Origin of the sequence: Moraxella sp. K02, from assembly GCF_041154755.1 — a bacterium.
Classification (GTDB): Bacteria; Pseudomonadota; Gammaproteobacteria; order Pseudomonadales; family Moraxellaceae; genus Faucicola.
Window position 1 is genome coordinate 1,321,835 of sequence record NZ_AP031590.1, and the last position, 26,903, is coordinate 1,348,737.

Annotated in this window: 23 protein-coding genes and 1 pseudogene; 6 read left to right on the forward strand and 18 right to left on the reverse strand. The window is 36.8% G+C overall.

The annotated features are described in order from the left end of the window. Positions 1-38 precede the first annotated feature (38 nt). The 5 genes from hisS to ACAM39_RS05980 all read left to right on the forward strand — a co-directional run bounded on the left by hisS (position 39) and on the right by ACAM39_RS05980 (position 7,060). The gene (gene hisS, locus ACAM39_RS05960) at positions 39-1,337 is read left to right on the forward strand and encodes a histidine--tRNA ligase (protein ID WP_369626983.1); all 1,299 of its coding nucleotides are present in this window, start codon (positions 39-41) and stop codon (positions 1,335-1,337) included. Positions 1,338-1,402: 65 nt separating this feature from the next. Then, positions 1,403-2,242 carry a YfgM family protein gene (locus ACAM39_RS05965; protein ID WP_369626984.1) on the forward strand — a complete coding sequence of 280 codons (840 nt, stop codon included), beginning with the start codon at positions 1,403-1,405 and terminating at the stop codon, positions 2,240-2,242. A gap of 84 nt (positions 2,243-2,326) precedes the next feature. Next, on the forward strand, positions 2,327-3,568 hold the full coding sequence (bamB, locus tag ACAM39_RS05970; RefSeq protein WP_369626985.1) for an outer membrane protein assembly factor BamB: 1,242 nt from the start codon (positions 2,327-2,329) through the stop codon (positions 3,566-3,568). Positions 3,569-3,769: 201 nt separating this feature from the next. Next, on the forward strand, positions 3,770-5,173 hold the full coding sequence (der, locus tag ACAM39_RS05975) for a ribosome biogenesis GTPase Der (RefSeq protein WP_369626986.1): 1,404 nt from the start codon (positions 3,770-3,772) through the stop codon (positions 5,171-5,173). A gap of 36 nt (positions 5,174-5,209) precedes the next feature. Beyond that, the gene (locus ACAM39_RS05980) at positions 5,210-7,060 is read left to right on the forward strand and encodes a sensor histidine kinase (protein ID WP_369626987.1); all 1,851 of its coding nucleotides are present in this window, start codon (positions 5,210-5,212) and stop codon (positions 7,058-7,060) included. 63 nt (positions 7,061-7,123) lie between these two features. Here ACAM39_RS05980 and ACAM39_RS05985 read toward each other — a convergent pair whose 3' ends face one another. The 5 genes and pseudogenes from ACAM39_RS05985 to tsaA form a co-directional block, all read right to left on the reverse strand. After that, positions 7,124-8,263 (reverse strand): D-alanyl-D-alanine carboxypeptidase family protein, encoded by a 1,140-nt coding sequence (locus ACAM39_RS05985; protein WP_198511053.1) that lies wholly within the window; start codon positions 8,261-8,263, stop codon positions 7,124-7,126. Between the two features lie 202 nt (positions 8,264-8,465). Further along, positions 8,466-9,620 carry an RNA-guided endonuclease InsQ/TnpB family protein gene (locus ACAM39_RS05990; RefSeq protein ID WP_036605163.1) on the reverse strand — a complete coding sequence of 385 codons (1,155 nt, stop codon included), beginning with the start codon at positions 9,618-9,620 and terminating at the stop codon, positions 8,466-8,468. Then, positions 9,617-10,216: pseudogene (locus ACAM39_RS05995) on the reverse strand (IS607 family transposase). Before ACAM39_RS05995 ends, ACAM39_RS05990 begins: the two are co-directional and overlap by 4 nt. A 232-nt stretch (positions 10,217-10,448) precedes the next feature. Beyond that, positions 10,449-10,844, reverse strand: a complete 396-nt coding sequence (locus tag ACAM39_RS06000) for an MCR_0457 family protein (protein ID WP_369626988.1) — start codon at positions 10,842-10,844, stop codon at positions 10,449-10,451. A 188-nt stretch (positions 10,845-11,032) separates the two neighbouring features. After that, entirely contained in the window at positions 11,033-11,764 is a 732-nt protein-coding gene (tsaA, locus tag ACAM39_RS06005) for a tRNA (N6-threonylcarbamoyladenosine(37)-N6)-methyltransferase TrmO (protein ID WP_369626989.1), read from the reverse strand. 177 nt (positions 11,765-11,941) lie between these two features. On the opposite strand from tsaA, the gene ACAM39_RS06010 reads away from it, so the two are divergent. Next, complete coding sequence (locus ACAM39_RS06010) at positions 11,942-12,718, forward strand: ferredoxin--NADP reductase (RefSeq protein WP_369626990.1); 777 nt, start codon at positions 11,942-11,944, stop codon at positions 12,716-12,718. A gap of 62 nt (positions 12,719-12,780) precedes the next feature. Here ACAM39_RS06010 and ACAM39_RS06015 read toward each other — a convergent pair whose 3' ends face one another. The 13 genes from ACAM39_RS06015 to ACAM39_RS06075 all read right to left on the reverse strand — a co-directional run bounded on the left by ACAM39_RS06015 (position 12,781) and on the right by ACAM39_RS06075 (position 26,870). Continuing rightward, positions 12,781-14,229 (reverse strand): capsule assembly Wzi family protein, encoded by a 1,449-nt coding sequence (locus tag ACAM39_RS06015; RefSeq protein ID WP_369626991.1) that lies wholly within the window; start codon positions 14,227-14,229, stop codon positions 12,781-12,783. Then, on the reverse strand, positions 14,201-14,764 hold the full coding sequence (locus ACAM39_RS06020; protein ID WP_369626992.1) for a sugar transferase: 564 nt from the start codon (positions 14,762-14,764) through the stop codon (positions 14,201-14,203). The genes ACAM39_RS06015 and ACAM39_RS06020 overlap by 29 nt, the downstream gene beginning before the upstream one ends. A 9-nt stretch (positions 14,765-14,773) precedes the next feature. Continuing rightward, entirely contained in the window at positions 14,774-15,670 is an 897-nt protein-coding gene (locus ACAM39_RS06025; RefSeq protein ID WP_369626993.1) for an NAD-dependent epimerase/dehydratase family protein, read from the reverse strand. A gap of 26 nt (positions 15,671-15,696) precedes the next feature. Further along, entirely contained in the window at positions 15,697-16,839 is a 1,143-nt protein-coding gene (locus tag ACAM39_RS06030; RefSeq protein ID WP_369626994.1) for a glycosyltransferase family 4 protein, read from the reverse strand. 18 nt (positions 16,840-16,857) lie between these two features. Then, the gene (locus tag ACAM39_RS06035) at positions 16,858-17,157 is read right to left on the reverse strand and encodes a glycosyltransferase (protein ID WP_369626995.1); all 300 of its coding nucleotides are present in this window, start codon (positions 17,155-17,157) and stop codon (positions 16,858-16,860) included. A gap of 178 nt (positions 17,158-17,335) precedes the next feature. Next, positions 17,336-18,415, reverse strand: a complete 1,080-nt coding sequence (locus ACAM39_RS06040) for a hypothetical protein (protein ID WP_369626996.1) — start codon at positions 18,413-18,415, stop codon at positions 17,336-17,338. A gap of 3 nt (positions 18,416-18,418) precedes the next feature. Then, complete coding sequence (locus tag ACAM39_RS06045; RefSeq protein ID WP_369626997.1) at positions 18,419-19,495, reverse strand: glycosyltransferase; 1,077 nt, start codon at positions 19,493-19,495, stop codon at positions 18,419-18,421. 8 nt (positions 19,496-19,503) lie between these two features. Next, positions 19,504-20,580, reverse strand: a complete 1,077-nt coding sequence (locus ACAM39_RS06050; protein ID WP_369626998.1) for a glycosyltransferase family 4 protein — start codon at positions 20,578-20,580, stop codon at positions 19,504-19,506. Further along, positions 20,577-21,557: a glycosyltransferase family 2 protein gene (locus ACAM39_RS06055; protein ID WP_369626999.1), complete on the reverse strand. Its 981-nt coding sequence runs from the start codon at positions 21,555-21,557 to the stop codon at positions 20,577-20,579. The genes ACAM39_RS06050 and ACAM39_RS06055 overlap by 4 nt, the downstream gene beginning before the upstream one ends. A 4-nt stretch (positions 21,558-21,561) precedes the next feature. Then, positions 21,562-22,530, reverse strand: coding sequence for a glycosyltransferase family 2 protein (locus tag ACAM39_RS06060; protein WP_369627000.1), 969 nt, complete (start codon positions 22,528-22,530; stop codon positions 21,562-21,564). A 26-nt stretch (positions 22,531-22,556) separates the two neighbouring features. Continuing rightward, a complete protein-coding gene (locus tag ACAM39_RS06065; protein WP_369627001.1) occupies positions 22,557-23,843 on the reverse strand; it encodes an oligosaccharide flippase family protein in 1,287 nt (428 codons plus the stop codon). After that, complete coding sequence (locus tag ACAM39_RS06070; protein WP_369627002.1) at positions 23,843-24,823, reverse strand: glycosyltransferase family 32 protein; 981 nt, start codon at positions 24,821-24,823, stop codon at positions 23,843-23,845. Before ACAM39_RS06070 ends, ACAM39_RS06065 begins: the two co-directional genes overlap by 1 nt. 109 nt (positions 24,824-24,932) lie before the next feature. After that, positions 24,933-26,870: a polysaccharide biosynthesis protein gene (locus ACAM39_RS06075; protein WP_369627003.1), complete on the reverse strand. Its 1,938-nt coding sequence runs from the start codon at positions 26,868-26,870 to the stop codon at positions 24,933-24,935. Positions 26,871-26,903 lie beyond the last annotated feature (33 nt).

Here is a 26,903-nt window from a genome sequence, read left to right on the forward strand (position 1 = left end):
GTTTATTTTTTTAGTTTGCATTGTTTGGGAAATTGACCATGTTAAAATCCATTAAAGGTTTTAATGATATCTTGCATATTGAGACAGAATCTACGCGCCCATCGAGTGAATGGCGCCAACTTGAAAGCAGCCTTATCGATGTGCTCAATCAATTTGGCTTTGAGCAAATTCGCATCCCAATCGTTGAAGAAACCCAGCTATTTGCCCGTGCGATTGGCGATGCCACTGACATTGTCGAAAAGGAAATGTATAGTTTTTATGACAAATCCAACCCACCCACGGCATTGACGCTACGCCCTGAAGGCACGGCAGGCGCGGTACGTGCCGTGGTGGAGCATAACTTGTTGCGGGGTGATAATCCAAAACTTTGGTACATTGGTCCTATGTTTCGCTATGAACAACCGCAAAAAGGCCGTTATCGTCAGTTTCACCAATTAGGGGTTGAGAGTTTTGGCAGTGAATTGGCGGATGCTGATGCTGAGCTCATTATCATGACCTACCAAATGTGGCAAAAATTGGGTATTTTAGATGTGGTGCAACTTGAGATTAATAGCTTGGGTGAGATAGACGAACGACTGGCGTATCGCCAAGCCTTGGTGGATTTTTTAACCGATAAAAAATCTCAATTGGATGAAGATAGTCAGCGCCGCTTAACCACCAACCCACTACGCATTTTAGATAGTAAAGATAAAAATACCCAACAAATTTTAGAGAACGCACCAAAGCTTGCTGACTTTTTGGGGACAGCAAGCCAGCAGCATTTTGAAGCCTTGCAACACTATCTTAAAGCAGTCGGCATCAATTTTGTGATAAATCCAAAACTGGTACGCGGTTTAGATTATTATAACAAAACCGTATTTGAATGGACGACTGACCAGTTGGGTAGCCAAGCCACGGTATGTGCTGGGGGTCGTTATGATGGGCTTATTGGACAAATCAAATCCATTGGCAGTGATAAACCAGCCGCTTCCGAACCGGCAGTAGGTTTTGCCATGGGGCTTGAGCGTTTGTTATTACTCATGCAAAAGGTACAGCCGTTTGAGGCAACACCTGCCTGTGATATATTTGTGGTCGCCCATCCTGATGTTTACACCGATGCCATCAAATTTGCCCATGAGCTGCGTACACGACGTTCAAATCTTCGCGTAAAAATGGCAAGTGCCACGAGCTTAAAAGCGCAAATGAAAAAAGCCGACAAATCAGGTGCGCAATTGTCAGTGATTATCGCGCAAGATGAAGTCGCCAATCAGCAAATTACCATCAAAAAAATGGCAACTGGTGACCAAATTACGGTCGCGAGTGACACGCTCTTTAGCGAAAATCCAGATTTTATCTAATCTATCTGATTGAGCCAAATTTGATGGGTAACCTATATCAGTAATTTTTTGAAAGGCTTTATGTAATGGTTAAAGACGTACAACCTAAGCTAGTAAATGATGAACAGCAATCCTTAAGCGCGCTCAAACAATATGGTGGCTATATTGTATCCGCCATTATGTTGGTATTAGCGGGTTATTTTGGTTGGACTTACTGGCAAAAGCATGGCGGCAATATAGATACCGCAGCAGCGAACGATTTTGCCAAAATTCAAAGCGACCAAAACAACATTGACACCCTAACCACCCAAGCTACCAGCGATACTAAAGCACAAGCACAACTGGCTACGGCGCAAACCAATTTGGGTAAAGACTTGGGCGAATTTGTGGCTAACCATGATAATTCGGTTTATACATGGCAAGCCTTGATGCTGCAAGCCAAACAGCAAACCGATAAAAATGATTTAAAAGCGGCGGCGACAACGCTACAAAAAGCCGCTCAGTTAACGCTTAAGGATAATGGGCTAAAAGCCATTGCCATTTTGCGCCAAGCACAAGTGCTATTGTCAGACAATCAAGCGGATGCGGCACAAAAACGCTTACAAAGCCCTTTGCCCGCTGCCTTTGAAGCCAGTAAACTTGAGATTTTGGGAGACATTGCCAACCAACAAGGTGATAAAAAAGCCGCCGCTACTCATTACCAAAAGGCTTGGCAACTGATTGAACAACGCAATCAAAACAACCCAAACCCACAAGACCGTGCATTGCTACGTATCAAAATGGAAAGCCTAGGCTTAAGCGTCAAACAACCTGATTTAACAGGCGGCGTACTCGCTAAACCTATCCAAGCACCTACCCAAGCTGAAAATACTGCCCCTGCTGCAGCAATCGCATCTGCGCCTGCTATTGCCTCAAGCATAAAATAGGTGCAAATTAGGCAAAAAATCTTAACCTGACAAAACTTTTAACTGACAATATTTTAAACTTCACCGTACGTTACGAGATTAACAATGACTACCATAACAACAACAAAATCGACACCCTTATCGACAAACTTAATGAAACCTGCCGTATTTGCAACTGCCTTGGTGGTAGCGATGACCCTGACAGGTTGTGACAAATTTAAAAAATCTGACAATGTCCATAAACCTGCCGCGCTTGTGAAACTCGCTAGCAGTCAAAATGTGATTTCTCCGCTGTTTAGTCAAGGCAACAATGCAAAAGTTAGCCAACGCTTTGGCAATTTGCGCAATAAACCCACCATCAGCCAGCAACCTACCGCCTTTCGCGTAGCGTATGACAACAATGGCTATGTGAATGCGTTAGCAGACGGTAGCGTGCAAGCGTTTGATGGGCAAGGCAAAGCGCTTTGGAGCATCAAGCTCAAGCAAGGCCTAATGTCAGGGGTGGCGCTAGATGAACAATCTCGCGTAGCCGTGGTTAGTGACAGCAAAGGGGTCATCTTTGCGTTAGACAGAATGACTGGCAAAGTTATTTGGCAAACGCCTTTGGACACGGTAACCCTATCCCCTGCCCTCATCAGCCAAAACCGTGTGATTACCCTTGGCAATGATGGTAAAATTAGTGCGCTGTCGCTTGAGTCTGGCGCGCCAATTTGGAATTTTAACACCCAAAATCCAAATTTAAGCGTTCGCGGTAGTGCCACGCCGATTTTGTTCAATCGCAATACGGTGCTGGTCTCGACAGCTGATGGTCGTATCCATGCTTTAAACATCGATAATGGCGTACCCATTTGGTCAAAACGTTTTGGTATCAGCAAAGGCAGCAGTGATATCGAAAAAATTTCTGATGTGGACGCCACCCCCGTATTAGATGGCAATATGCTGTACGTTGTGTCCTACAGTGGTCAGTTAGTCGCTGCCGATATGGCTTCCCAGCAGCTAAGTTTTGTCAAAGAGTTGGCGAGCTTAAAATCAGTCGGCACAGATGCTAGCCAAGTTTACGCCACTTCGCTCGATGGTGAGTTGGTGGCGATGGATAAAATGACAGGCACAGTTAATTGGCAAACCGATAATTTGTCTTATCGTGGTTTGAGTAACGCGGTGAGTATCGGCAGCTATGTGGTGGTTGGTGATGCCATGGGTTATTTGCATGTATATGACCGCACCTCAGGGGCACTGGTTGACAGAAAACAAGCCAAATCCGACGTGGCGGTATTACAGTTTATCAATAACCGTTTGATTGCCCAAAGCGCAAATGGCGCATTTAGTGTTTGGCAAGTAAATCGTTAATTGTTAAACTGTTCACGCATTTGGCAGTTTTGGCGAGTGGATGAGCAGCCCATACTGATAAAAGTGTGAGTTTAAATGACAACCCAGCATTGCAGCGCGATGTTGGGTTTGTTAAGTTATAGAAATAATGAATTTTTCAAGCGTGTTTAAAATCTTGCTTGTTGAAAATCTTGCTTTTTGAAAATTTTGGAAATTAAATTTATGAAACCAGTTGTTGCCTTGATTGGCCGTCCGAACGTTGGCAAGTCCACCCTATTTAATCAGTTGACCCGCAGTCGTCAAGCCTTGGTTGCTGATTTGGCAGGTCTGACCCGCGACCGTCAATATGGCGATGCAACCTTTGAAGAAAAATCCTTTATCGTCATCGATACCGGTGGTATTGGCGAAGTGGATGAAGGTGACGGCACCATTGATGACTATATGTCGCACCAATCTCATACCGCTATCCATGAAGCAGATATCATTGTATTTGTGGTTGATAGCCGCGCGGGTATCACAGGCGCCGATGAAGTCATTGCCAAACAACTTCACACCCTAGGCAAGCCGGTGTTTTTAGCCGCCAATAAAATGGATGGCGTCCATGAAGCGGCGATTCATGAATTTTATGCGTTAGGTTTTGGCGAGCCATTTTCCATGGCAGCCAGTCACGGACGTGGGGTGGGCAATTTACTAGAAGCCGTCACTGCCAATATGCCCAGCGATGACCAAGAAGAACAAGCACCTGATGGCTTACGTATCGCCATCATTGGCAGACCCAACGTCGGCAAATCTACGCTTGTCAATCGCTTGCTTGGCGAAGAACGCGTGGTGGTTTTTGATATGCCAGGTACCACGCGCGATAGTATCTATATACCCTACGAGCGTGACAACAGACATTATGTGTTGATTGATACCGCGGGCGTGCGTCGCCGTGGACGTATTGACGAAAAAGTTGAAAAATTTTCTGTGGTAAAAACCTTGCAAGCCATCAAAGATGCCCATGTAGTTATCGTGGTCATTGATGCGCAAGAAGGCATTACCGACCAGGATTTGAACTTGTTGGGCTACGCCTTAGAAGCGGGTCGCGCGATGGTACTTGCCATCAATAAATGGGATGGGCTTGACCAAGACCAAAAGAATTTTGTCAAAATTGAAATGGATCGACGTTTTAACTTTATCCCTTATGTAAAAGTGCATTTAATCTCGGCACTTCATGGGACGGGTGTTGGCAATCTTTACCCATCGATTCATCGTGCCTATGATGCGGCAATGTTTGATATTTCCACCAGTCGCTTGACCCAAATTCTGCAAGATGCGGTTACTGCACACCAACCCCCTATGGTAGGCGGGCGACGCATTAAACTGCGTTTTGCGCATTTGGGCGGTCATAATCCACCGATTATTGTGATTCATGGCAATCAGACCAGCCAAGTGCCAAACAGTTATCGTCGCTACCTAGAAAACGAATTTCGCAAAGTATTCAAGCTTGAAGGCACCCCGATTCGGGTTGAGTTTAAACAAAACGCCAACCCGTACGCCGGTCGCACCAATACCATGACGGATGCGCAAAAAGAACGTAAACGTCGAGAGGTGCAAAAATTCAAAAAACGCAGCAAAAAACGTTAAGGCGATGTTAAGATTGGCGTTTTAAGGGATGAGTGAATGGTACAGAAGAGTTTAGGTTATCAAATTGCGGTAAAGCGTATCATTGCGCTACCCTTTTTATTGGTTTTATTTATTTGCCTTGCGATTTATACCTTAGTCGACTTGACCCAAACGGTGCAATCTGAAATCAAACAGGCGAGTAGGATAAATTATCTACTTGCCCAGTCTACTGCCAGCAATCCTAACAGTGTGACAACCACCAGCGTTGACAAACTGTTAAGCGAAATGCCGCAGTACGAAAGCATTGTATTTTTTCCATTTGATCAGCAGCAGCATCCGACCACCCGTCCGATTAAAGTCACTGAAGTGCTTTTTGAGCGCTATTACGGACTGAGCGAACCTGTTAAAATTAATTTGTTGAAATTAACGCCCAATCAAAAAAACACCAAAGTCGACCAGCTAATTGGCTATAGTAATCTCACCCTTGACCTACAAACCATTCGCCAGCAATGGTTTTGGCAACACTTGCCGTTAATGCTTGTGCTATCATTTATTGCGCTGCTAAATTTGTGGTTTGTGGTGCAGAAGGTGCAAAATTTAAGCCATCGCTTACCAGAACTTGAAGACTTAAGCCATCAAATTTTGCAAGATGAGTTTTCACAGGCAGAGGCGTATAAGCTGCCAAAAAGTAATGAGGCTTGGGTATTTGAAAAAGCCTTGGTGTATTTGATCAACAAGCGTAAGGCGCAAATTGCCCAAATCAACACCCTTCGCCAAGAAAAAAATGCCCTTGAAGACAGCCAATTTAAGCAGCTTGAGCATAGCTCAAAATTTGAAAATATTTTGATTCATGAGTTTAAATCCTCGGTGAGTCGTATCGAATCGGGTCTACAGCTATTACACAATCAATATATCAGCGCTGAGCAAAAAGATGCCGTTGAAATTATTAGTTTGGGTAAAGATGATTTGAATGCTAAGCTGGATCAAATCATCCAAATTAACCGTATCGATAAAGGTCAAACAGGCGTCGGCGCCTACCAATTTAGTCCAACGGCGTTAATCACCCAAATTGTCAATGATTATCAGCCTCTGGCTGCCGAGAAAAATATTACCTTAACAGCAAAGCCCTATCATGCCGACTATGTCCTAGAAGGCGATATTCAAAAAATCACTTTAATTATTAGCTCATTGGTAGAAAATGCAATTAAATTTACCGATAAAGGCAGCATAACAATCACCTCGCAGTTGCAACATTTACAAACGCAAGTACGATGGATGTTGCAGATTGAAGACACCGGCATAGGCATTGCGAAGGAATATTTAGAGCAGATTTTTGAACCTTTTTTCCAAATTAATCCTGAAGTGAAACATACCTCCTCAACTAATTCTGCAGGATTATTTTTGGTGAAAAAACTCTTAGCACTGATGAAAGGCGGCATCACAGTTACCAGCGAACCTGATGTGGGTACCAATTTCCAGGTATCGTTACTGTTAAAAGATTGGAAACACAACTATGAACGCAATTTATTGATAAATAAACATATTGTCGTTTGGTATCACTATGAAGATTTATTCGAAAAAGCCAAACGCATGGAAAATGCCGGTGCTAAAGTTGAGACCTTTACCAATACCGAACCTCTTGAAGATTATTTGTTATTTCATACAGTGGATGCGCTGTTTATCTCCCGAAATATTCATTATCAAGTGATATTAGACTTCGTCAGCAAATTTCGTGAGCGTGAAAATAAAGCCAGGGTCACTATTGTTTGTGTTTATGATACCAAAGCGTTAAATCCGCATACCATTGAACTGCTAAAAATAGCGGGGGTGGATTATTTTGTCAAAAAAGAAGTAATAGACGATACACTCGATCAATATATTAAACAGCTGTCCAATCTTTTGAGTTAAAATTTGAGTTAAAAAAACCCTTCGTTTCATTTGAAGGGTTTTTTTATAATTTTTCTTTGTAATTTAGAATAAACCTTTAAAGAACAGTACGATGTGTTGCCACATACGTTTAAAAATTCCAGCTTCTTGAACTTGGGTTTCAGCGACCAGTGGCACAGACGCCACAGGTTTGCCATTGAGCATAGCCACTAGTTTACCCACTTCTTGACCTTGCGCGAGCGGCGCTTTGACATCGGCTGGCAAATTGACCACGGTGCTGATTTTTTCTTGATCCAGTTTTGGCACTAGTACTTGTAAATTGCCTTTGCTGACGACGTTGACTTTATCGACAGCACCGAAATTGACTGGCACGCTGCCGTAGTTTTTTTGTGCTGGGGCGGCAATTTTAGTAGCAAAATTACTAAATCCCCAGTTGAGTAAGTTACGCGATTGGTCTGCGCGCTCTTGAGCGCTTTTAGTACCCATAATCACTGAAATCAGGCGCATATCACCGCGTTTACTTGATGCTACTAGACAGTAGCCTGCTTCTTCGGTATGCCCTGTTTTTAGACCGTCTACCGTTGGATCGGTGAACAACAGCGCATTGCGGTTGCCTTGGGTGATGCCGTTATAAGTAAATTGTTTTTGGCTATAGATGGGATAATACTTTTTACTGTTCTTAATAATCGCTTGGGCGAGCTTCGCCAAATCTTCGGCAGACGCTTGATGGCCTTCTTGTGGCATACCGGTTGCATTCATAAAACGGGTATGGGTCATGCCGATTTTTTTGGCTTCTTCATTCATCAAATCTGCAAACGTGGTTTCGCTACCGCCAATGTGCTGTGCCATCGCTTTTGACGCATCATTACCCGATTGGATAATAATACCTTTTAACATATCAATCACAGGGGCGGTTGTATTGACGGGGACATACATACAAGACTCTTCACTTGAGCCTTTACACCAAGCTTCTGGAGTCATGAGGATGGGTTCGTTTTCTTTTAATGCCCCTGATAGCAGCCGCTGCTCAATGATATAACTGGTCATCATTTTGGTCAATGACGCAGGTGGAAATGGCTGCGCGGCATTTTTTTGAGCCAATACCGTACCTGTATCATAGTCAATTAAGATAAAAGCAGAATTGTCTAGTTCAGGCTGTTGTATCGCGGCATTTGCCTGTACAGTGGTGGCAAAAAAACTGGCGGCGACAAAAGTGCCGACCATCAGACGTTGGGTGTATTGCGGTATTACGATTGCTTTCATCTCACTCACTGTTCCTTAAAACCTATCTAAACCTATCTAAAGGATAAATTTAGCGTTTAATTCCTACTTCACCGTTGTTTGCCTTATTCTTTTGAACTTGGACTTACATCAACTCCATAGGCGTTTTTAATTGGGGATAGAACCTACCCACCAATGGTTAAAATTAAGACAAGGTTAAAACCCTATCTGCTTGATTTAAAATATTTAAACTTGCGTTAATATCACGGTCATGCTGTGTGTCACAGCTAGGACATTGCCAGTTACGAATGGCTAACGTTAAATCTATTTTAGCCATCACAAAGCCACAATGCGAGCAAGTTTTAGAGCTTGGATAAAATCTATCCACTTCTTTGATTGTCTTGCGAGATTGATTTGCCTTATAAATCAGTTGGCGTTTAAACTCATAAAAGCTTAAATCACTAATTGCACGGCTTAATTTGCGATTTTTTACCATGCCCTTAACATTTAAGTTTTCTATACAAATCACATCATACATTTTGACAAGCTTTGTGGTGAGTTTATGAATAAAATCTTTTCTGATGCAACTGATTTTGTAATGCAATCGTGATAGCTTGGTTTTCGCTTTTTCACGGTTTTTACTACCTTTTTGTTTCCGGCTAAGTTGTTTGCTTAGTCGTCTTAGCTGTTTAAGTTTGCTTTTCAATGGCTTAGGGGCTTGCACTTTTGTGCCGTTTGATAACACAGCTAAATCGGTTATGCCTAGGTCTATGCCAATGGCTTTGTCTGTTCGAGGGAGGGGCTTTGGTGTTTCGTTAATTTCTACACCAATAGAGACAAACCATTTCATGCCTTTTTTGAAAATAGTGGCATTCATGATTTTGCCATTAAAACGCAAGTTTTCTGTTAATTTGACCCAGCCCAAATTGGGAATTTTTATATTTTTGCCAATTATTTTAAACTGGTCGTTGGTTAAGCTAAATTTGTCATTTATACCTTTCTTGCGAAATTGGGGGTACTTTGCACGTCCTTTAAAAAAGTTGTCAAATGCTTTGCCAAGTTGAATAATGGCTTCTTGTGGACTGCATTTGGTAACGTCAAACATAAATGGAAATTTTGTTTTTTTGATAAAATTTAGCTGTTTTCGGAGTTTAAATTGGCTTGGATTGTTAAGTTTGGTTCTGTCAATTGCTATGCCATTTTTTTGACAGTTATCACGATATACTTTATCAGCTTGATATTGGTTTTGCCATTCTGCCAACGCCCAGTTATAAGCTAAACGAGCTACACCACAAGCCTTAGCAAAGTAGGTGGCTTGTTTGTTGTTCGGTGTTAGTTCTATCGTGTGTCCTTTTATCATGGCGTTTCTTTTACCATTTGTTTGACTTGTTTTTTATATTTTCTCAGTCCGTATAGCCGACTGCTAAAGCTATAAATGATTGCTAGCATGTCTTCAACCAATTATTGTTGTGGTGATAGCTTTTCTTGGTTGGCTACAATGATTTGGCAGTTGTGGCGATTTGCCATGTGTTCAGAGTAGTCAAAGCCAAAACGTGTTAGACGGTCTTTGTATGCAACGTACAGGGTTTTAATTTCCCCTATTTCTATTCTACCCATGAGTGATAGAAAAATTTTACGTTTAAAGTTCAAGCCACCGCCTAATTCACTATGCCATTCATCAACAGCTATGCCTTGTGCCAGGCAAAAGGTCTGCATGGCATCTATCTATGAGTATAGGTCGTCTTTTTGGGCATAGCTTGATACTCTGCAATAGACAACGATTTTACCTTGATTGTTCGGTTTTTCAATGTTTAAGACTTTGAAAATGTCTTCATCGGTATAAACACGGTGGTTGGTTGCGGTTCTGGTTGGTACAAGTCTTCCTTATTTGTCCCATCGCCTTAAGGTAGATATTGATACGCCGATTTTTTTGGCAAATTCTTTGGGTTTGTAGATGGTCAAAAAAATATCTATTTTAAATGGTTTTAGATGGGTTTGCAATTACTAGTTATTTGCTCTTAGCTCAAATCAAATGCGACCTGTTTGCTTGGACGCTTGGTAAAACAAATTGCCTATATTAGCAAAAAAAATCGTAATTCAACACTGTATTCGGTCTAAAAATCAACGATTTATTATAAATAAAACCCCCTAAATCAGTTAGGGGGTTGATAGCACGGCTTGAGTTAAACTAGTATTTACTGTTGGCAAGTTCTTTACATAATTGAAGATTGTCCGCTTTTGGATAACTGAGTGTCCATTGGCGGGTTTCATTCAAAATTTGCTTGTAATCTTGCTGAGAGGATAAATACTGCACCGCTAAACGAGGATCACTGATGGTCGGCATTAATTTTTTTAGCTCGACATTATAAGCAGTGTTAAACCCTGTTTGTTGCGATTTATTCAGCATGGGTGGGCAGATTTCTGATAACACTTGTAATACCGCCACTTCTTCTTTGGTGGTCGATAATTCTGACATATCAATTGCGATAGTATCGTTATTTTTATCGTCAGCGATACCACTTACGGTGATGCCCATTAACAGCATACCTATCATAGCTTGACTGATTTTGCCCAGTTTAATCATACGGTGTCCTAAGGTTATCTAAGTAAAATACAGCCCATATCATACTAAATAATCAAAAAAAATATAGCGAATAATCACGCTATATAGTCAGTATTTTGTGAACAAGTAAATTTTTTTGAAACAGTTTAGCAATATACGGCTAGATAAAAGCTTTCATATCATCCGTGCCACGGCTTAGTTTACACGGTCTAGTTTAATAGCTCAATCGTTTGAATTTGCAAAACACTATCCGCTATTTGGCTAAAATGAACATCGACATTTTGATAACGCATGACAAATGGGGTATTAAGCGCTTGTTGTCGATATGCAGGTCTAGGGTCTTGGGCAATGAGTTGCTCGATGGTTTGCCAATCTGTTTGATTCAGCTGGCTTTTTACTGCAATATTGGATAAATCCGGCAATAAATCGGGATGCCAATGCACCGACTTGATGATGGGTTTTTGGCTGGCATACCCAGCAATCGCATCATCAATACTATCGCTATAAGGCAAATATGGTTTGATATCAATGACTGGCGTGCCATCTATCATATCACCGCCAATGATATGCAGCCTCAAACCCTCCTCAGTGTTTTCAATATGCGAAAATTTGACCACTGACAATCCAATATTTGCCGGTCGATACATACTTCGACTGGCAAAAACCCCTATCTTTTGGTTACCGCCAAGTCTAGGTGGACGAACCGTTGGTTGAAAATTTGACTGATTTGCATTGATTCGATTTTGATGAAATTGCCAGATGATCCAAAGATGACTAAATTGGGCAATGCCTTCAAAAGCACTGAGCACATTGTAGGGCGGCAACATGCTGATAGTAGCGTTGATATCGACAAGATTGGGCTGGCGGGGTGCGCCAAACTTTTGCTTAAGCGGGGAGTTCACAATGCCGATAATCGGCAGGGTAATTTGTTGTGGTAACATAATGGGTCGTTAAAATATGATATTTTAAACTATGATTATGCCATTTTTTTACGCCCAAATTCGACTAAATCATCAAAAATTTGCTATCATATCGCCCCAGAATGTCAATATTAACCCGCTATTTTTATCCTTTATCCAGTTTTATTTTTATCTATGACCAATACAAGGTTGGGCGCTATGTCAAAATTTTATGAAGAAACCGTTACCTATGTGCATCATTGGAATGACACATTATTTACCCTAAAAACTACCCGTAATGCAGGTTTACGTTTTAGGAATGGTGAATTTGCCATGATTGGTCTGGAAGTCAATGGAAAACCTTTGATGCGTGCCTACTCTATTGCCAGCACCAACTATGATGAAGAGCTCGAATTTTATTCTATCAAAGTCCAAGATGGTCCTTTGACGTCTATTTTACAGCATATCAAAGTGGGTGATAAATTATTGGTGAGCAAAAAACCCACTGGCACCCTCGTGCTTGATGACCTAAACCCTGGCAAGCATTTGTATATGCTAGCAACGGGTACAGGTTTGGCACCATTTTTGTCACTTGCCCGTGACCCAGAAGTGTATGAGCGTTTTGAGAAAGTTATCGTGGTGCATGGCGTACGCTATGTGAGTGAACTAGGCTACCGGGATATGTTCGAAAAAGCCTTGTTTGAAGATGAGTTACTGGGTGAATACGTTAAAGATAAACTTATCTATTACCCCACCGTCACGCGTGAGCCGTTCCGCAATGAAGGGCGTATGACCGATTTAATGAAGTCAGGCAAATTATTCCAAGATATTGGATTGCCACCCATCAATCCAAGCGATGACCGCGCGATGATTTGTGGCAGCCCATCTATGAATAAAGATGTGGCGGCACTACTCGATGACTTTGGTCTGAAACCATCACCACGTATGGGCGGCACAGGCGATTATGTGGTTGAACGCGCCTTTGTTGAGCAGTAAAAGTTGAGCAATAATTTGACTTAAAAAAGAGCCATTTGGCTCTTTTTTATGACTTAAAATTATTAGTAGCTATACTCTAACACCAAATTACCACCCGCATCTTTATCATCGCTGATACTGTCTTTTTTACCCCAAATACCCAGTTTAACCGAGGTTTTGTCATTGTATTTATGTTTCCAATCCGCTTCGACAATATCCAAATCTTGCTTGGTTGCAAAGGCTGAATTAATCACTTGATTAGACTGATTCACTTTGGCGTTAGCGTATTTGAACCCGAGCTGGTTATTAGCATCAATATGACCTGATAGTCCCACACTAATGATTTCACCATCCCCACCAATCGGATGACCTAGCGGCAAGCCCTTTTGATAATAACCATCTTTATAAATGCTATGGGTGTAAATAGTATTGGTTTTATCCAAATCATAATAAGTATTCGCCCATTCTGCATGCCAGAGCCAAGGCTGCTGAAACAGCGGGATCGTACCTTTTACCCCACCCAAATAAGCATGTTTACTTGGCAAACCCCCTGCTTCATCTTCCCCAATAAATTCACCGTAGACACTCACCGGCAAATTCACCAACGGTTTTAAATTCAGCTGTGCATCAATTCCTGCGATTTGATTTGAAGGATCTTCCGTTTCGCCGCCATTATCATATTTGCCGATTAAAGCCTTACCTAAAGACTTTAGGCTTTCGGACTTATTATCGCCACCCCACATTAATGTACGCGATGCGCCTATTTGAAAGGCTTCATGCGGTTGAAAACTCGCCCGCATGCCAATCAATTTAGCGTGAGGCTCTGCCTTATAGTCTTGTAATTGACCGGCAGTAATTTGGTAATTAAAATTACCCAGTTTTGATAATACAGGAAAATTAATGGGGGTATTATTAGCACGCTGCATTAAAAAGCCCGTGACAGGTCTAGCCGCATTACTGCGAATTAAACTGCCATCAACGCCGTTGCCCCACCATACGGGAATACTACCAAAGGCAAGGCGATGCTTACCTAATTTCGTGCCGATATAGCTGCCATCAAGATTCGATGACTTGCTAGGCTCATCATCATCGACATTTAAGGTACCTTGAATTTTATAATCAATGTTCTCACCTGCATGGCTATGTGACACACTAACACCTAAAGGCGTCACCGTATTGCCTTCGGTATTAAAACCGCTAAACACAGCACGCTCGTCACCATTCACGTTGCTCACTATTTGTAGCTTGGATACATCGTTGGCTTCAAGCTTTTGCTTAACTTGATTCAATAATAGTTTGTCATTATCTGATTTGGGCTGCGCTTGACTCAAGGCGGTCTCTATGGCTTCTGAGCTAATCGGCCAGGTTGATATATCAACATTTAGCACATCATTGAGTTTTAAAACTTCTAGTGTTTGACGTAGATCACTATCAATTTGAACTAATTGCCCAGCTTGTGCTGAAAAGCTACACAATAACGCCATACTAATTGCTAAAGGCAGCTTAAGAAATTTTGTATTGTTTAACTGCATCACCACTTCCTTTACCCAAAGCTGTTTTCATAATATAGCCAAAATATTTTTTTAGTGATAAAGTCTTGATCATTTCTTTATCTGTTTCGGCTAGTAATTTAGGCGTTGACATATCAATATTATTGATTTGTGCTAACCCTGTAATGCCAGGTAAAACATCATAAACACCGAGCTTATCTCGCTCTTCAATCAACTCTTGTTGATTAAATAGATTAGGTCTTGGTCCCACAAAACTCATTTCTCCTTTAAGTACGTTAATCAGCTGTGGCAACTCATCTAATTTTGTTTTACGTAAAAATTTCCCTAAAGGTGTAATGGCCGAACTGTCTACTAGATGGCTAGCAACTGACTTAGTTGCTATTTTCATGGTACGAAACTTGATAAGCTTGAACGCTTTCTTATTTTTACCCACTCTTTCTTGAATAAACAAGGGAGAACCCGTGTCAAAATAGCCAATCACCAATACGATAATTAATAACGGTAAAGTGACAATGAGTCCAATTAATGCAAATAAAAAATCCAAAACTCGAATCATAGTATAGCCCTATTTATCAAAACTTTTAATCGTCTTGGTTAGCCCTTGTTCGACGGTAAATGGCAATGTGTCAATACCAAGCGATTGCTTAATTTTTTGATTAGATACCACATAACTTTCTGTAAGTTTTTGCAGCCGCTCAGTATTTAAAGGTAGGTGAGCTTTGTCACCAATCTTTGCCATTTGGTTGATGGCAAATTTTGGAATCTTTAACAATCTAGGTTTTTTGTTAATAGATTTGGCGATAAGGGTGATTAATGCGTTGGTAGACATGGGTTTATCATCTGCTATGTTATAAATTCCTGAAGGGATTTCTGGATGATTTAATATTTCATAAATTACATAATTTAAGTTGTCTATACTAATGAAAGAACGGCGATTTTCATAGGCGGCTAATATCCAAGGCACACTATATTTTACAACTTGATATAGTAGATTAAGGTTTCCTTTATTTCCTTCACCATGAATCATACAGGGACGGATAATTATCAAGCGTTTATTAGACGGTAATTGCTTTGAAAGCAAATAGGTTTCTGCTTTAAGCTTAGATTTACCATAAGCAGTTTGGGGATTTGCTTTGCTATCTTCGGTTAATGTACCTTCAACGCTGTCAGCAGCCGCTTTAACGCTACTAAAAAAGATAAAATCTTTGATATCTGACTGTAAAAATTTATCAAATAAAGCAATCGTCAAATCGGTATTTACACGATAATACTCATTATCATCTGAGGTATTCTTGGTATCGTGAGCCTTACCTACAAGATGAATAATCGCATCTGCGGTATTATCTAATTGATAATCGCCATTTCTAATTGATAAAGGTATGACTGTATCTGATTTAGTTGTGAGATACTGAGTTAAGTTTTTACCAACAAAACCTGTCGCACCTGTAATTATAATTTTCATAATATTGCTCTCATTATATTCTTACATTATAAACCCAATATCTTTAACAGCCGATCATTCACCTTATACGAATCAAATTTATCTTGAGCTATTTTATAACTTTCATAACCCATTTCACTGATCTTTTCAGGATTTTCAATAAAATAGATCATTTTTTCGGCCAAAGCTTGAGGATTCCATTTGGGAACAATAAAACCGTTCACGCCATCAATTACAGTTTCCCGACATCCTGGTACATCAGTCGTTATTACAGCACGCCCAATTGCCATTGCCTCTTGAGTACTTTTGGGTATACCCTCTCTATAATACGAAGGTAACACAAATACATCACTGTTTTCTAGCCATTCAACAACGTTATCTACTCTACCAGGATAAATTATTAAGTTACTTTCTACTAACCCTTTAACGTCCGCTGCTGTTAAAGAACCTAGGTTACTGTCATCAATCGCACCAAGAACTACAACCCTTGTATTAGGATATTGATATTTTACAATTTTTGCGGCATTAATAAATTCTTTGATTCCTTTCTCTTTAAGCAATCTTCCTACAAATATAAAAGTAATATTCTCTTCTAAACTTTTTGAGGAATAGGAATAAGAGTTTAAATTTATTCCTATTCCACCTAATATATGTACATCTTTTACCTGTATATTATTCTGGTACAATAAATCTTTTGGATCGTCAGGATTTAAAAATATAACGCCATCTGCTAAGGGTAAGGCTAGTTTAAACAAGGCAATTTGAGATTTTCTAATAATTTTGGTTTTAGTACTTAGACCTTCTGGCTGCTCGGTAAATGTATAGCCTAATCCTTCTAACATGGCAAAAATTCTAGGGACTTTTGCCATTTTTGCAGCAAGAGTACCAAAAATAGCGGGTTTGGCAAAATAACTTAAGACTAGGTAAGGATTTATTTTTTTGATTTTTTGGTAGAGAATAATAGTATTTTTAAATTCATTAAGTGGATTTAATCCTCCCCTACTAAAAACATAAGGGACTGGAGTGGCACCTAATGCCGAAATTTTCTCGAGTTCGCTAGGAATATAATCAGTCGTGAAAGCATAGACTTCATAGCCTTTAGCTACCAATGTGAGAATTAAATCTTTTCTAAAATTATATACGCATTCGGCTGTTGTACCAATCAGGAGTATTCTATTATTTTGCTTCATAAGTTTCTCACCATTTCTCTAATAAAAAGATTTCTTCAATGCTTTGCTAAATCGTATATTGATTGATGAGATTTGTTCATCATTAAAATTAAGGGATTGTTGCATTGCTTTTTTAGAATAATCTTTTGGCTGTACAGTAAATGCATAACCCAAGCCTTCTATCATAGCAATTTTTCTGGGTACTTTAGTCATTTTGGCAGCGAGTGCGCCATAGATGACAGATTTTAGAAAAAAAGAAAATATTACATCAAGATTGATTGCTTTAATTTTTTTGAGAGTTGATATGTTGCAATTATATTTGCAAGTGGATTTATTCAACCACGACCTAATCTATATGTATCTGGTGTAGCATATAACTTTTCTATTTTTTTTAGGTCTTCTGCCGTATATTCAGAAGTAAACGTATAGACTTGATGACCTTTTTTTAGAAGAGTGCGAATTGAACCTACACGGAAACCTTAAAAGCTCGATGAAATTATCCCTATAATTACTATATTCATTTCTTAATTACCTTTTGAATTTCATAACTTGATTTAAGTTTTAATATGTAAAAAAAACATATATAAACAGCAAGATAGTTATACAGTCTCAACCGCACAGCCGTACCTAAGTTATCATTTCCAATTAACCATATACTTGCATATAAAACAAAAAATACGATTAAAAAACGAATAAAGCTATCTGCATATTTTATATTTTTTAAGATAAAAGACAACATAAATAAAACAGGTATTGTTTCAATTATAAACAATAGAACCGCAAATGGATTGACTAAGTATAATCCAAAAAGTTGACCCAAAGCACTCAAAATAAAGTTAGGAATAAATAACAAGGGATTAGAAAAATTTAAACCTAAATTGCTACCACCTGTATCTTCGTCAAATATTTGACGATAATCAGTAATACTTTTAAATAAACCGATATAATTTATTACAAATAATGCAGAAAAATATAAAATAGCAAATAAGAGGATACGTTTTTTTGGCAGCCTTATTTTCCATAAACCTAATGCTAATAGAAATGCGAAACCTAAATAAGGACGCAAAGCCACCAAAAAAAACCCTATTAAAATTGCAAGTAGATAAAAATAAGAAAAGGAAATAAAATTTGAACGACTTAAACATTTTTTCACAATTAAACACCCTACTAGAAAGCAGAGCACCATAAATTCATCACGGTAAATATCGAGTGTATAGAAAAAAAGTGTAGGATAGATCAGACACAGCAGAACACTATAAAGATAATATTTTTGACTTTTTTGGAAATTAAGACCAGACAATTTAGCCACTAAAAAAGGAATTATAAATAAATTTATAAATAAAAATAAATAGGAAATTCCATCACGAGAATAGAGACCAAGATCATTAAAAAACCTTAGAATGACAGGCCAAAAATTTACTACCAAATCAGTATAACCTAAAGCATAGGCATGATAATACTCTGAATCGTTACCGCCACCCAACCCAAAAGAGATATAATCATTTTTTATTAGAAAATAAGTAATGAGTTTTATGCAAATTAATATAAATATGCAAATAAAAATAGCTTTATTTGAAATCTTACTCAAAAGAATCATGAATTAATTATTCCGATATTTATCTAACCACTGCTCAGAGATAATCTCTAAGTCGAATTTACTCTTTACATACTTAGCACCATTAGTATTTTTAATAGGTCGGCTTATTGCTTTAATAATAGCATTTGATAAACTTTCACTATCATTAGTAGGAACGATCTGACCATAAATATCTACAATTTCTTTAACACCACTTACATCTGTTGCTACTATTTGAACCTGACAAGCCATGGCTTCTATTAAAACTGTAGGTAGACCTTCATACTTAGATGATAATACAAATAAATCTGCAGCACTCATTAAATCTGGGATATCATTACGTCTTCCTAATAAATGAATGTCTTGCTTTAAACCCAATTCATCAATAATTTTTTCAATTTCTGAACGTAATTCCCCATCTCCTGCAATAATTAATTTGATATCTTCAGTACTCTTATTTTTTAAAGTTTTAACAGCGTGCAATAAATTTGGGTAATCCTTCGCCTCACTAAAACGTCCCACTGCTAGAATCAAATAAGAGTTTTCATTTATATTAAGTTCATTCAGAATTTTATTTTTGGCTTCTGAGTTATAAAAAAACCTACTCAGATCTATTCCATTATATACTGTAATGATATCTGAGTCTGGTACTGCTTTTTTTTCGATAAATGCTTGTACTGCTTCGTTACTAACATTAGTAGTTAAATCAGCTAGATTATGTGTAAATCTGTACGCAAGCATTCTCGATCCCCCACCTTCATCACTACTATGCGCAGTACAAATAAGTTTCTTTATAGAGGTAGTGATTCGAACAAGGCGCGTAAAGATATTAGCATGTACCATATGTGAATGAACAACATCTGGTTCAAAATTTTTAATTATTTTAGAAAGTTTAATATAAGCAAGAGGAAATAACCGCAAACTATTTAAATTAATTTTAATTAATTCAATTTCTTGGTAACAAGGCTTTGTTAAAATATCTCCAGTTAGATAAGCAATTTTAACATCATTCCCTTTTTCATACATTTTATCTGCTAAATCACAAACTACACGTTCTGCGCCACCTTGACCTAGTCCGGTAATTACATATAGTATTTTCATAAATTACTCTATTTAATAATATTTAACCATTGTTTCACTATAGGGTTGACAGAATATCTGACACTATTTTTAACAGCATTCGATGACATTTGTTCATACTGAATATTAGATAAGTTTATTAACCCTAATAATGAATTAGCCAGTCCATTTATATTTCCTGGCTCTACTAAAAGTCCACTTATGTTATGGGCAATAATTTCTGCAGGACCAGTGTTACAATCAAATGCAACAATTGGTAAACCATAACTTTGCGCTTCTAGCAAAACCATAGGCAGCTCTTCAAACCGCGAACTCATACAGAAAAATGAAGCTTGCCGATAAAATGTATCCATATTTTTTTGCTGTCCTGCAAATATGATATAATCATCCACCTCAAAGTCTTTTGCCATTTGTTTTAGCATTAACTCATCTTCACCTGAACCTACAATGATAATTTTCCAATCGGGCCTTTGTTCAGCAACTTTATTCCAAGCAGTAATAAGTAGATCAAATCCTTTTTGATAAGTTAGTCGGCCTACACACAAAATCGTTTTGTAGTCCAAAGATGGCATATTTTCCTGTACCTCAAATGGGCTTGGATTTGCGATGGGTATAATCTTCGCTTTAATATTCTTAATACCCTGCTCCCATAATTCTTTATCTCTTTTGGTTAAAGTTACCACATAATCACAATATTTAGCTGCCCATTTGCGTCCGATAGCACGATGCTTTACTCCGAGATTGACATTAAAATTAAAATGCTCCCAACAGATATGTGTTATATTCAGACCAAATAAGGCTGGTACTGTAAAAATACAGGAAATACTATCTACGACTACCAAAGTATCTATCTGATGCTGTGTAACAAACTTTCGAATACGCCATATAGCGCCAAAAAAGTTTTTTTTGAATGAAATTTTTTTGGGATAAAGTGAATATGTTTTAATACTCGGCATTAGTTCAAAAAAAGGTGATTTTCCATCAGCAATATTTAAAATAGATACTTCTAAGTCTTTTTGGGCTAATGCATTGGCAATCAGCGTTGTTAATCTTTCGTTGCCACCTGAGTTGTTTAAATTACCACTAAGGAAACAATTTTTTTTCATTTTTTAATACCAAATTTTCTTGCAAATTTTTTTAAATAATAAATTGCACTAATAAAATATATTTCAAATAGAAAAAAAAATTTATTCCCGCGATTTACTATATATTTTTTATCAAATGATGATGTATATAATTGCTCTTTTAACAATTTCCATCTCTTATTTGCCACAAAAAACCCCTCCGTTTCATAGCTAGTAGCTATATAGTATTGCGCTAAAGATATAAAACTTGAGCTCAATTCAGGCCTACTGTTAAAAAAGCCTATCAGCTTCTCAGCTGCTCCCCCTATATCATTTATATTTTTTATAGATTTAGTTGCAGTAATTCCATTCGGATTAATTCTATAACCTATATATTCATTATTACAAAAATAAATATTTTTTGCCTTTAAATAAACATAAGGTGTAGTATAAGCATCTTCATAATTCTTTCCTTCAGGAAATTTGATATCATCAAATAAATTTTTATTATAAACTCTTAACCATGAGTACCATGCAGATATATTACACAGTTTTTTCCATATCTTTTGATCTAAATCATAAAAGCCATCATCAAATAATTTTGGGAAAGGATTTGATGTATTGCCATTATCATCAAAGCGAATAGCTCTAAACTCAACAATATCCGGATTATGTTTCTTTATTATAGCCAAAATATCATTAAAAAAATCACCTTGAAGTACATCATCAGAGTCAAGAAACGCTAAATATTGACCTTTAGCATTGTCTATTCCTGTATTACGAGCGCCACTAAGACCTCTATTCTCTTGACTAAAAATATGAAAATTATTTTTTATATTATCATTTAAATTTAAGATATAATTTTCTATCAAATTAATAGAATTATCTGGACTACCATCATTAATAATAATTACCTCAGTAGAACCATCACTAGGAATAATCTTTACAATTGAATTTAAACATTCAATAATATAATTTTCCACATTATAAACAGGAACAATTAAACTTAAATTAACCATATAATTACTTCCTAAAAATACTTAGAAAAATAAGAAAAGAAACACCAAATTTATAAAATAATAAATTGCCTCTATTTAACAGTAATTTTTTGTTCACATATTTATGATAATCAAAAAACTCATAATATGCTTTTATCATTGCAAAAATACCTTTTTTATCTTTTAAGTATGCTAAATAAGTTTGTAATGAAATTACATAAGATATAGAATAAAAATTATTGTTTCTTATTTCATTATAAAAATAATTTATTATAAATTTATAGCTATCAATATTTTTCTGAACATTCTTCGAAGAAGCTGAAAGGAGGCTGCCATTCATATTATATCTATAGTTATAAATTTTTTTATCAGAAAAATAAATGTTATCTAATCTAAGTACCAATGAAGATAAAAACACTGCATCCTCAAAATAAATTCCTGAAATAAACCTATTATTTCTAATAATGGATCTCTTTACAATATATGACCATATATACCAATGATGTCTATTAAAAATTTCAATTTTCAGTTCATCAGTTAAGTCATATAATCCAACTTTATCTAGTAGTTTCATTTCAGAGATTGCACTTTGGTCATTGATTAATTTTTTAAATCCTGCCGCTCTGATAGATATAATGTCTGGCTCATAACCATTTATTATCCTAAATAATTCTTTTATATAATTTCCATCCAAAATATCATCTGAGTCAATAAACCCCACATATTCTCCACATGCAATATTCAGTGCTTTATTTCTTGCAGCGCTTTGACCTTGATTTTTTTGGCTAAAAACTTTAAATTGTTTAGCTTTATTTTTTGGTAAATTAAAAATTAATTCATCCAGTATTTTTTTTGAGTTATCTGTTGAACCATCATCAATGATTATAACTTCAACTTCATCAGTAATTTGATTTTGTATACTATTAATGCACTCAGATATATAACTCTCAACATTATACATTGGTATTATCAAGCTTAATTTAATCCATGACATCTTTATACCTCATATAGTAAATCGAATTATTTGATTATATTGATTCCAATTGTTCTTAAAAGAATCTCTTTTGCTCTTAAAGGTTTATAAAGCAAATTAATTATAAAACTTGAAATGAACTCAGTAATAACAATTGCATAAGCACCGCCAATAACACCATATAATCTTACTAATATATATGTAAGAGGTACATTGATAATACAGGTTAACACCATTTTATTTGCCAAAAATTTATAACCTCCATATTTTAATGTCAATCTAAAGAAGAAAAAGCCCATGACTGAAAAGTAATTTGCTATGAGTAGATAGTAAAATATCTTAATTGAAGGGATAAACGCATCACCGTATAATTTAGTAATAATGAATTTACCGAATAAAGCTAACATTGTAATAATAAAAATACAAAAAATACTAATAATCCTAAACAATCTTACTGATTTTTTTAGTGATTTCTCCTCATCCCTTTCATTGTAAATGCCTGATAGATAAGACATCATAAGAGTAACAGGTACAAAATACCAACAACCTGCTAGCGTTGAGGCGATTGAATAGTAACCAACTTCTTTAGTACTTTCGAGAGAAGCTAAAATCAAGTTAGCACATTGCGTGTAAATTGTGACTGATAAACTCGATACAACTAACGGAATTCCAACTTTTAAAAAATATCTGTAATAACTAATAAAATGAATAAGCTTTAATTTAGGATTTTGCAATTTAACTTTAGAGCTAAAGATTAACTGTCGTAATACAAACGGTACAAAAGCAGTAAGAATAATTGGAATTGATAATAATTCAATAGGCAAGTTAAATTTTACTATCAGATATCGTGAAATCAAGCTAATTAGGATACCAACTGAATTTGCAATTACATTATACTTAGAAAGCAAAATAGCATCCAAATGAATAGCTCTAATATCAATTACACCAATATACACTGCTAAACAGGTTGCAACGAAAAACACTATATGCTGACCACTACCATAAAAATAAAACCAGCCCAATGTTAAGACAGAAAAAGGTATATAGATACTGCTTATAATATAAATTGCATTTACAATTAATTGGCTATTTTGATAAGATTTTTTGCTTGCCTGCTTAAAATAAATTTGATCTATCCCTAATATTGCTACCGCTCTCACAATAGCAAAAATAGTACCTGCTAATGCTAACTCTCCATATACCGAGGGACCTATATATTTAGCTACTAATGAAGTGACAAATATTAAGCCAAAGATACTTAAACCTTTTTCACTTACCATCCATAAAGAATTTTTTAATCGTTCATTTAATATTTTTTTTAGGCTATTTTTCATTAGTGTTTTTTATTCTCTAATAATGAGCCGTAAATACTATTATTACTTACTAAGTCATTTTGTAACAAAACATTTAAAAATATACGTTCAAGGGAAGTGATTTTTACGATTGGTAATCCATTGGTTTTATCTATGTTTTTAAATGCTAAATAGCTATTTATCTTAATAGCGCTCCATTTCACACTTTCATGAATCAAAAAAGCATTGTTTTCGCATTTTCTTAAATAAAAATTGTATTGATTAGGGTAATTTAATAATACTAATTGGGCAGCTTGATAGGCTAGTAAATAAGAGGGTCTATCAATGTTTTGCACAATTTGGTCATACTGAGGATGGGTTTGCAGATTAGCGTAGTATTCTTTAATACCCATATAAACTAAAGGTTTTAAAGCATTATACCATTCCATTATAAATTCATTATTGGGCGGGGCAGCTAAAAACCAATTTTCTATGATTGGTCGAGAAAAATCAGTCGTCGATTTTTCACGATAAAAAGCAATCAAATCAAAATTATTAATATTATCAATTTGTAAAAACCAAGAAAGCGGTCTTAACAATATGGTGGTGATATCTAGCCAAATACCCCCATATTTATAAAGTAGGGCTAATCTAATTAAATCGCTTTTATTTGCTATAGGTATTTCGACGTTTTCGTCAAATACTAACTCATCCGCATACGAATTTAAATTTTCAAAAGTTATTAAATTTAATTGATATTCAGGATTATCAATTCTTATACGTTCTTTAAATAAATTAACCTCTGCAGGAATACTTTCACTATCCCAAAACATCCAAATTATTTTTGGTATATCAGCATTTTTTTTATTATGATTTCTAATAACAATATCTTTTTCTAAGTGCTCTTTATAAGTTAATTTAGAAGATTCATTGAAATTAAATGTCATCCTTTCTTTTAAAAAAAGAAAATATAATGCAAAGTCATAAATACCTAAATTTTTTAATAGTTGAGTCTTATTCATTGCAGTTAAGCCATATTAAATATATAAAATTTTAGATGTGAATAGAGATTTCATTAAATTAAATAAGCTAAAATTATTACTAATTTTTTATATTATAGATGCCTATTAGCTAAGGATTACTTCTATTCCTATATCCTTCAACAAAATATTCAAATTTTTGCCTTAGCCAATATAAATCTTTTTCATTATTATATTGTTCGATAATATGGTCTATGAAATCATCGAGTTCAATCTTAGCAAAACTACGTTCTCGAGCTTGCATGATTAATGGATGCTGGGTGGATTCGATATTATCCCCATCAATAATCAGCTCTTCATACAGTTTTTCACCAGGACGTAAACCCGCAATCATAATTTCAATATCACCATTCGGATTATGTTGGTCTTTAACTTTAAGTCCACTCAACGTAATCATACGTTTGGCCAAGTCCATAATCTTGACTGGCTCACCCATATCCAGCACAAACACCTCGCCGCCATGTGCCATCGCCCCTGCTTGGATAACCAGCTGAGCTGCTTCAGGAATCGTCATAAAATACCTTGTCACCTCTGGATGTGTCAGGGTGATAGGCCCGCCAGCTGCAATTTGTTTATTAAACAGCGGTACGACAGAACCCGATGACCCTAATACATTACCAAATCTCACCATACTGATAGTGGTTTTTGATTGGTCTGCAGCCATCGCTTGACAAGCTAACTCTGCCATGCGTTTGGTCGCACCCATGACATTGGTTGGTCGGACGGCTTTGTCAGTGGAGATGGCCACAAAAGTCTCAACACCTGCGCTAACTGCGCCTTGTAGCGTATTAAACGTACCAACAAAATTATTGATTACACCCTCGTATTCGTTACTTTCGACGATAGGGACATGTTTATAAGCGGCTGCATGGTAGATGGTTTGAACGTCGTATTGGTTGCATAGCAGTTCAATAAGTTTTTGATTGGTAACACTGCCTAGGTGCACATACAGCGGCGTCACAGTTGGTAGTTGTCGGTCTTGCTGAATATTTTTGGCAAGTTTTTGCAATTCACTATGTATGGCATAAAGTGCATACTCCGACAGTTCAAATAATACCAAGGCTTTTGGTTGCTGCTTTAATATTTGGCGACATAACTCACTACCGATTGAACCGCCCGCCCCTGTCACCATCACAACTTTATCTTTGATATTTTTGGTAAGAAGCGATGTATCTGGTTTAACCGTATTTCGTTGTAGCACATCTAGCACATCGACAGGTTTAATATCTGATAATTTAATTCGACCACTGGTGATTTCTTCCAAACTTGGAATTTCACTAATTTTAACTGGTACGTTTTCTAATTGCTTGACAATACGCTCTTGGATATGGCGCTGATGGCTGGGTAATACAAAAAACACATGATTAACTTCTAAGTCTGTAATTAAAGACTCAAGGTTATCTTTAGGATAGACCTTAACCCCTAATACCCTAGCCCCAATAAAGTTATCATTGACATCGATAATCCCAACTATTTTAAATTGGTGAGTTTGATGAAGTACATGCATCAAATCTTTCGTGATATGACCCACCCCGTAAATCAATACATTTTCTTTTTTTTGTGTATAAAATTCAGGATGCAATGTTCTTGAAATAATAAATTGCAAAACAATTCGGCTATTCCATATCCATAAGTAAAACAAAAAAACATGGATAGCGGTAGCCGCTCTCGGAATCTCAGGGGTTACTCCTAAAAAAATCAGTATTTGACTAATTAACAAATAACCCAGCAAAACTACCAGCGCCCAACGCATACGCTCATCTTGAAAAACTCGAATGACATGCGAGTAAAACTTGGTAGCCGCTAAAAAAATAACAGGTAAAGCGGCAAGCAGCATAATTGACAAAAGATTGGTATGAAAGTCAAATTTTGCATAGCGTAGGGCAATCGCTAAAACCAACGTAATGATAGATGCAATATAATCTATCAGTAGCAGACTCACTACTTTTAGCCAGCGAGGCTGCTCAATCGCATTAGATAATACGGTAAAAGCTAAAGGCGCTTTAGTAGCGTTAGTTGTATTGCTCATATAAAACCTAGTAGAAAATATGGCTATGCTTAA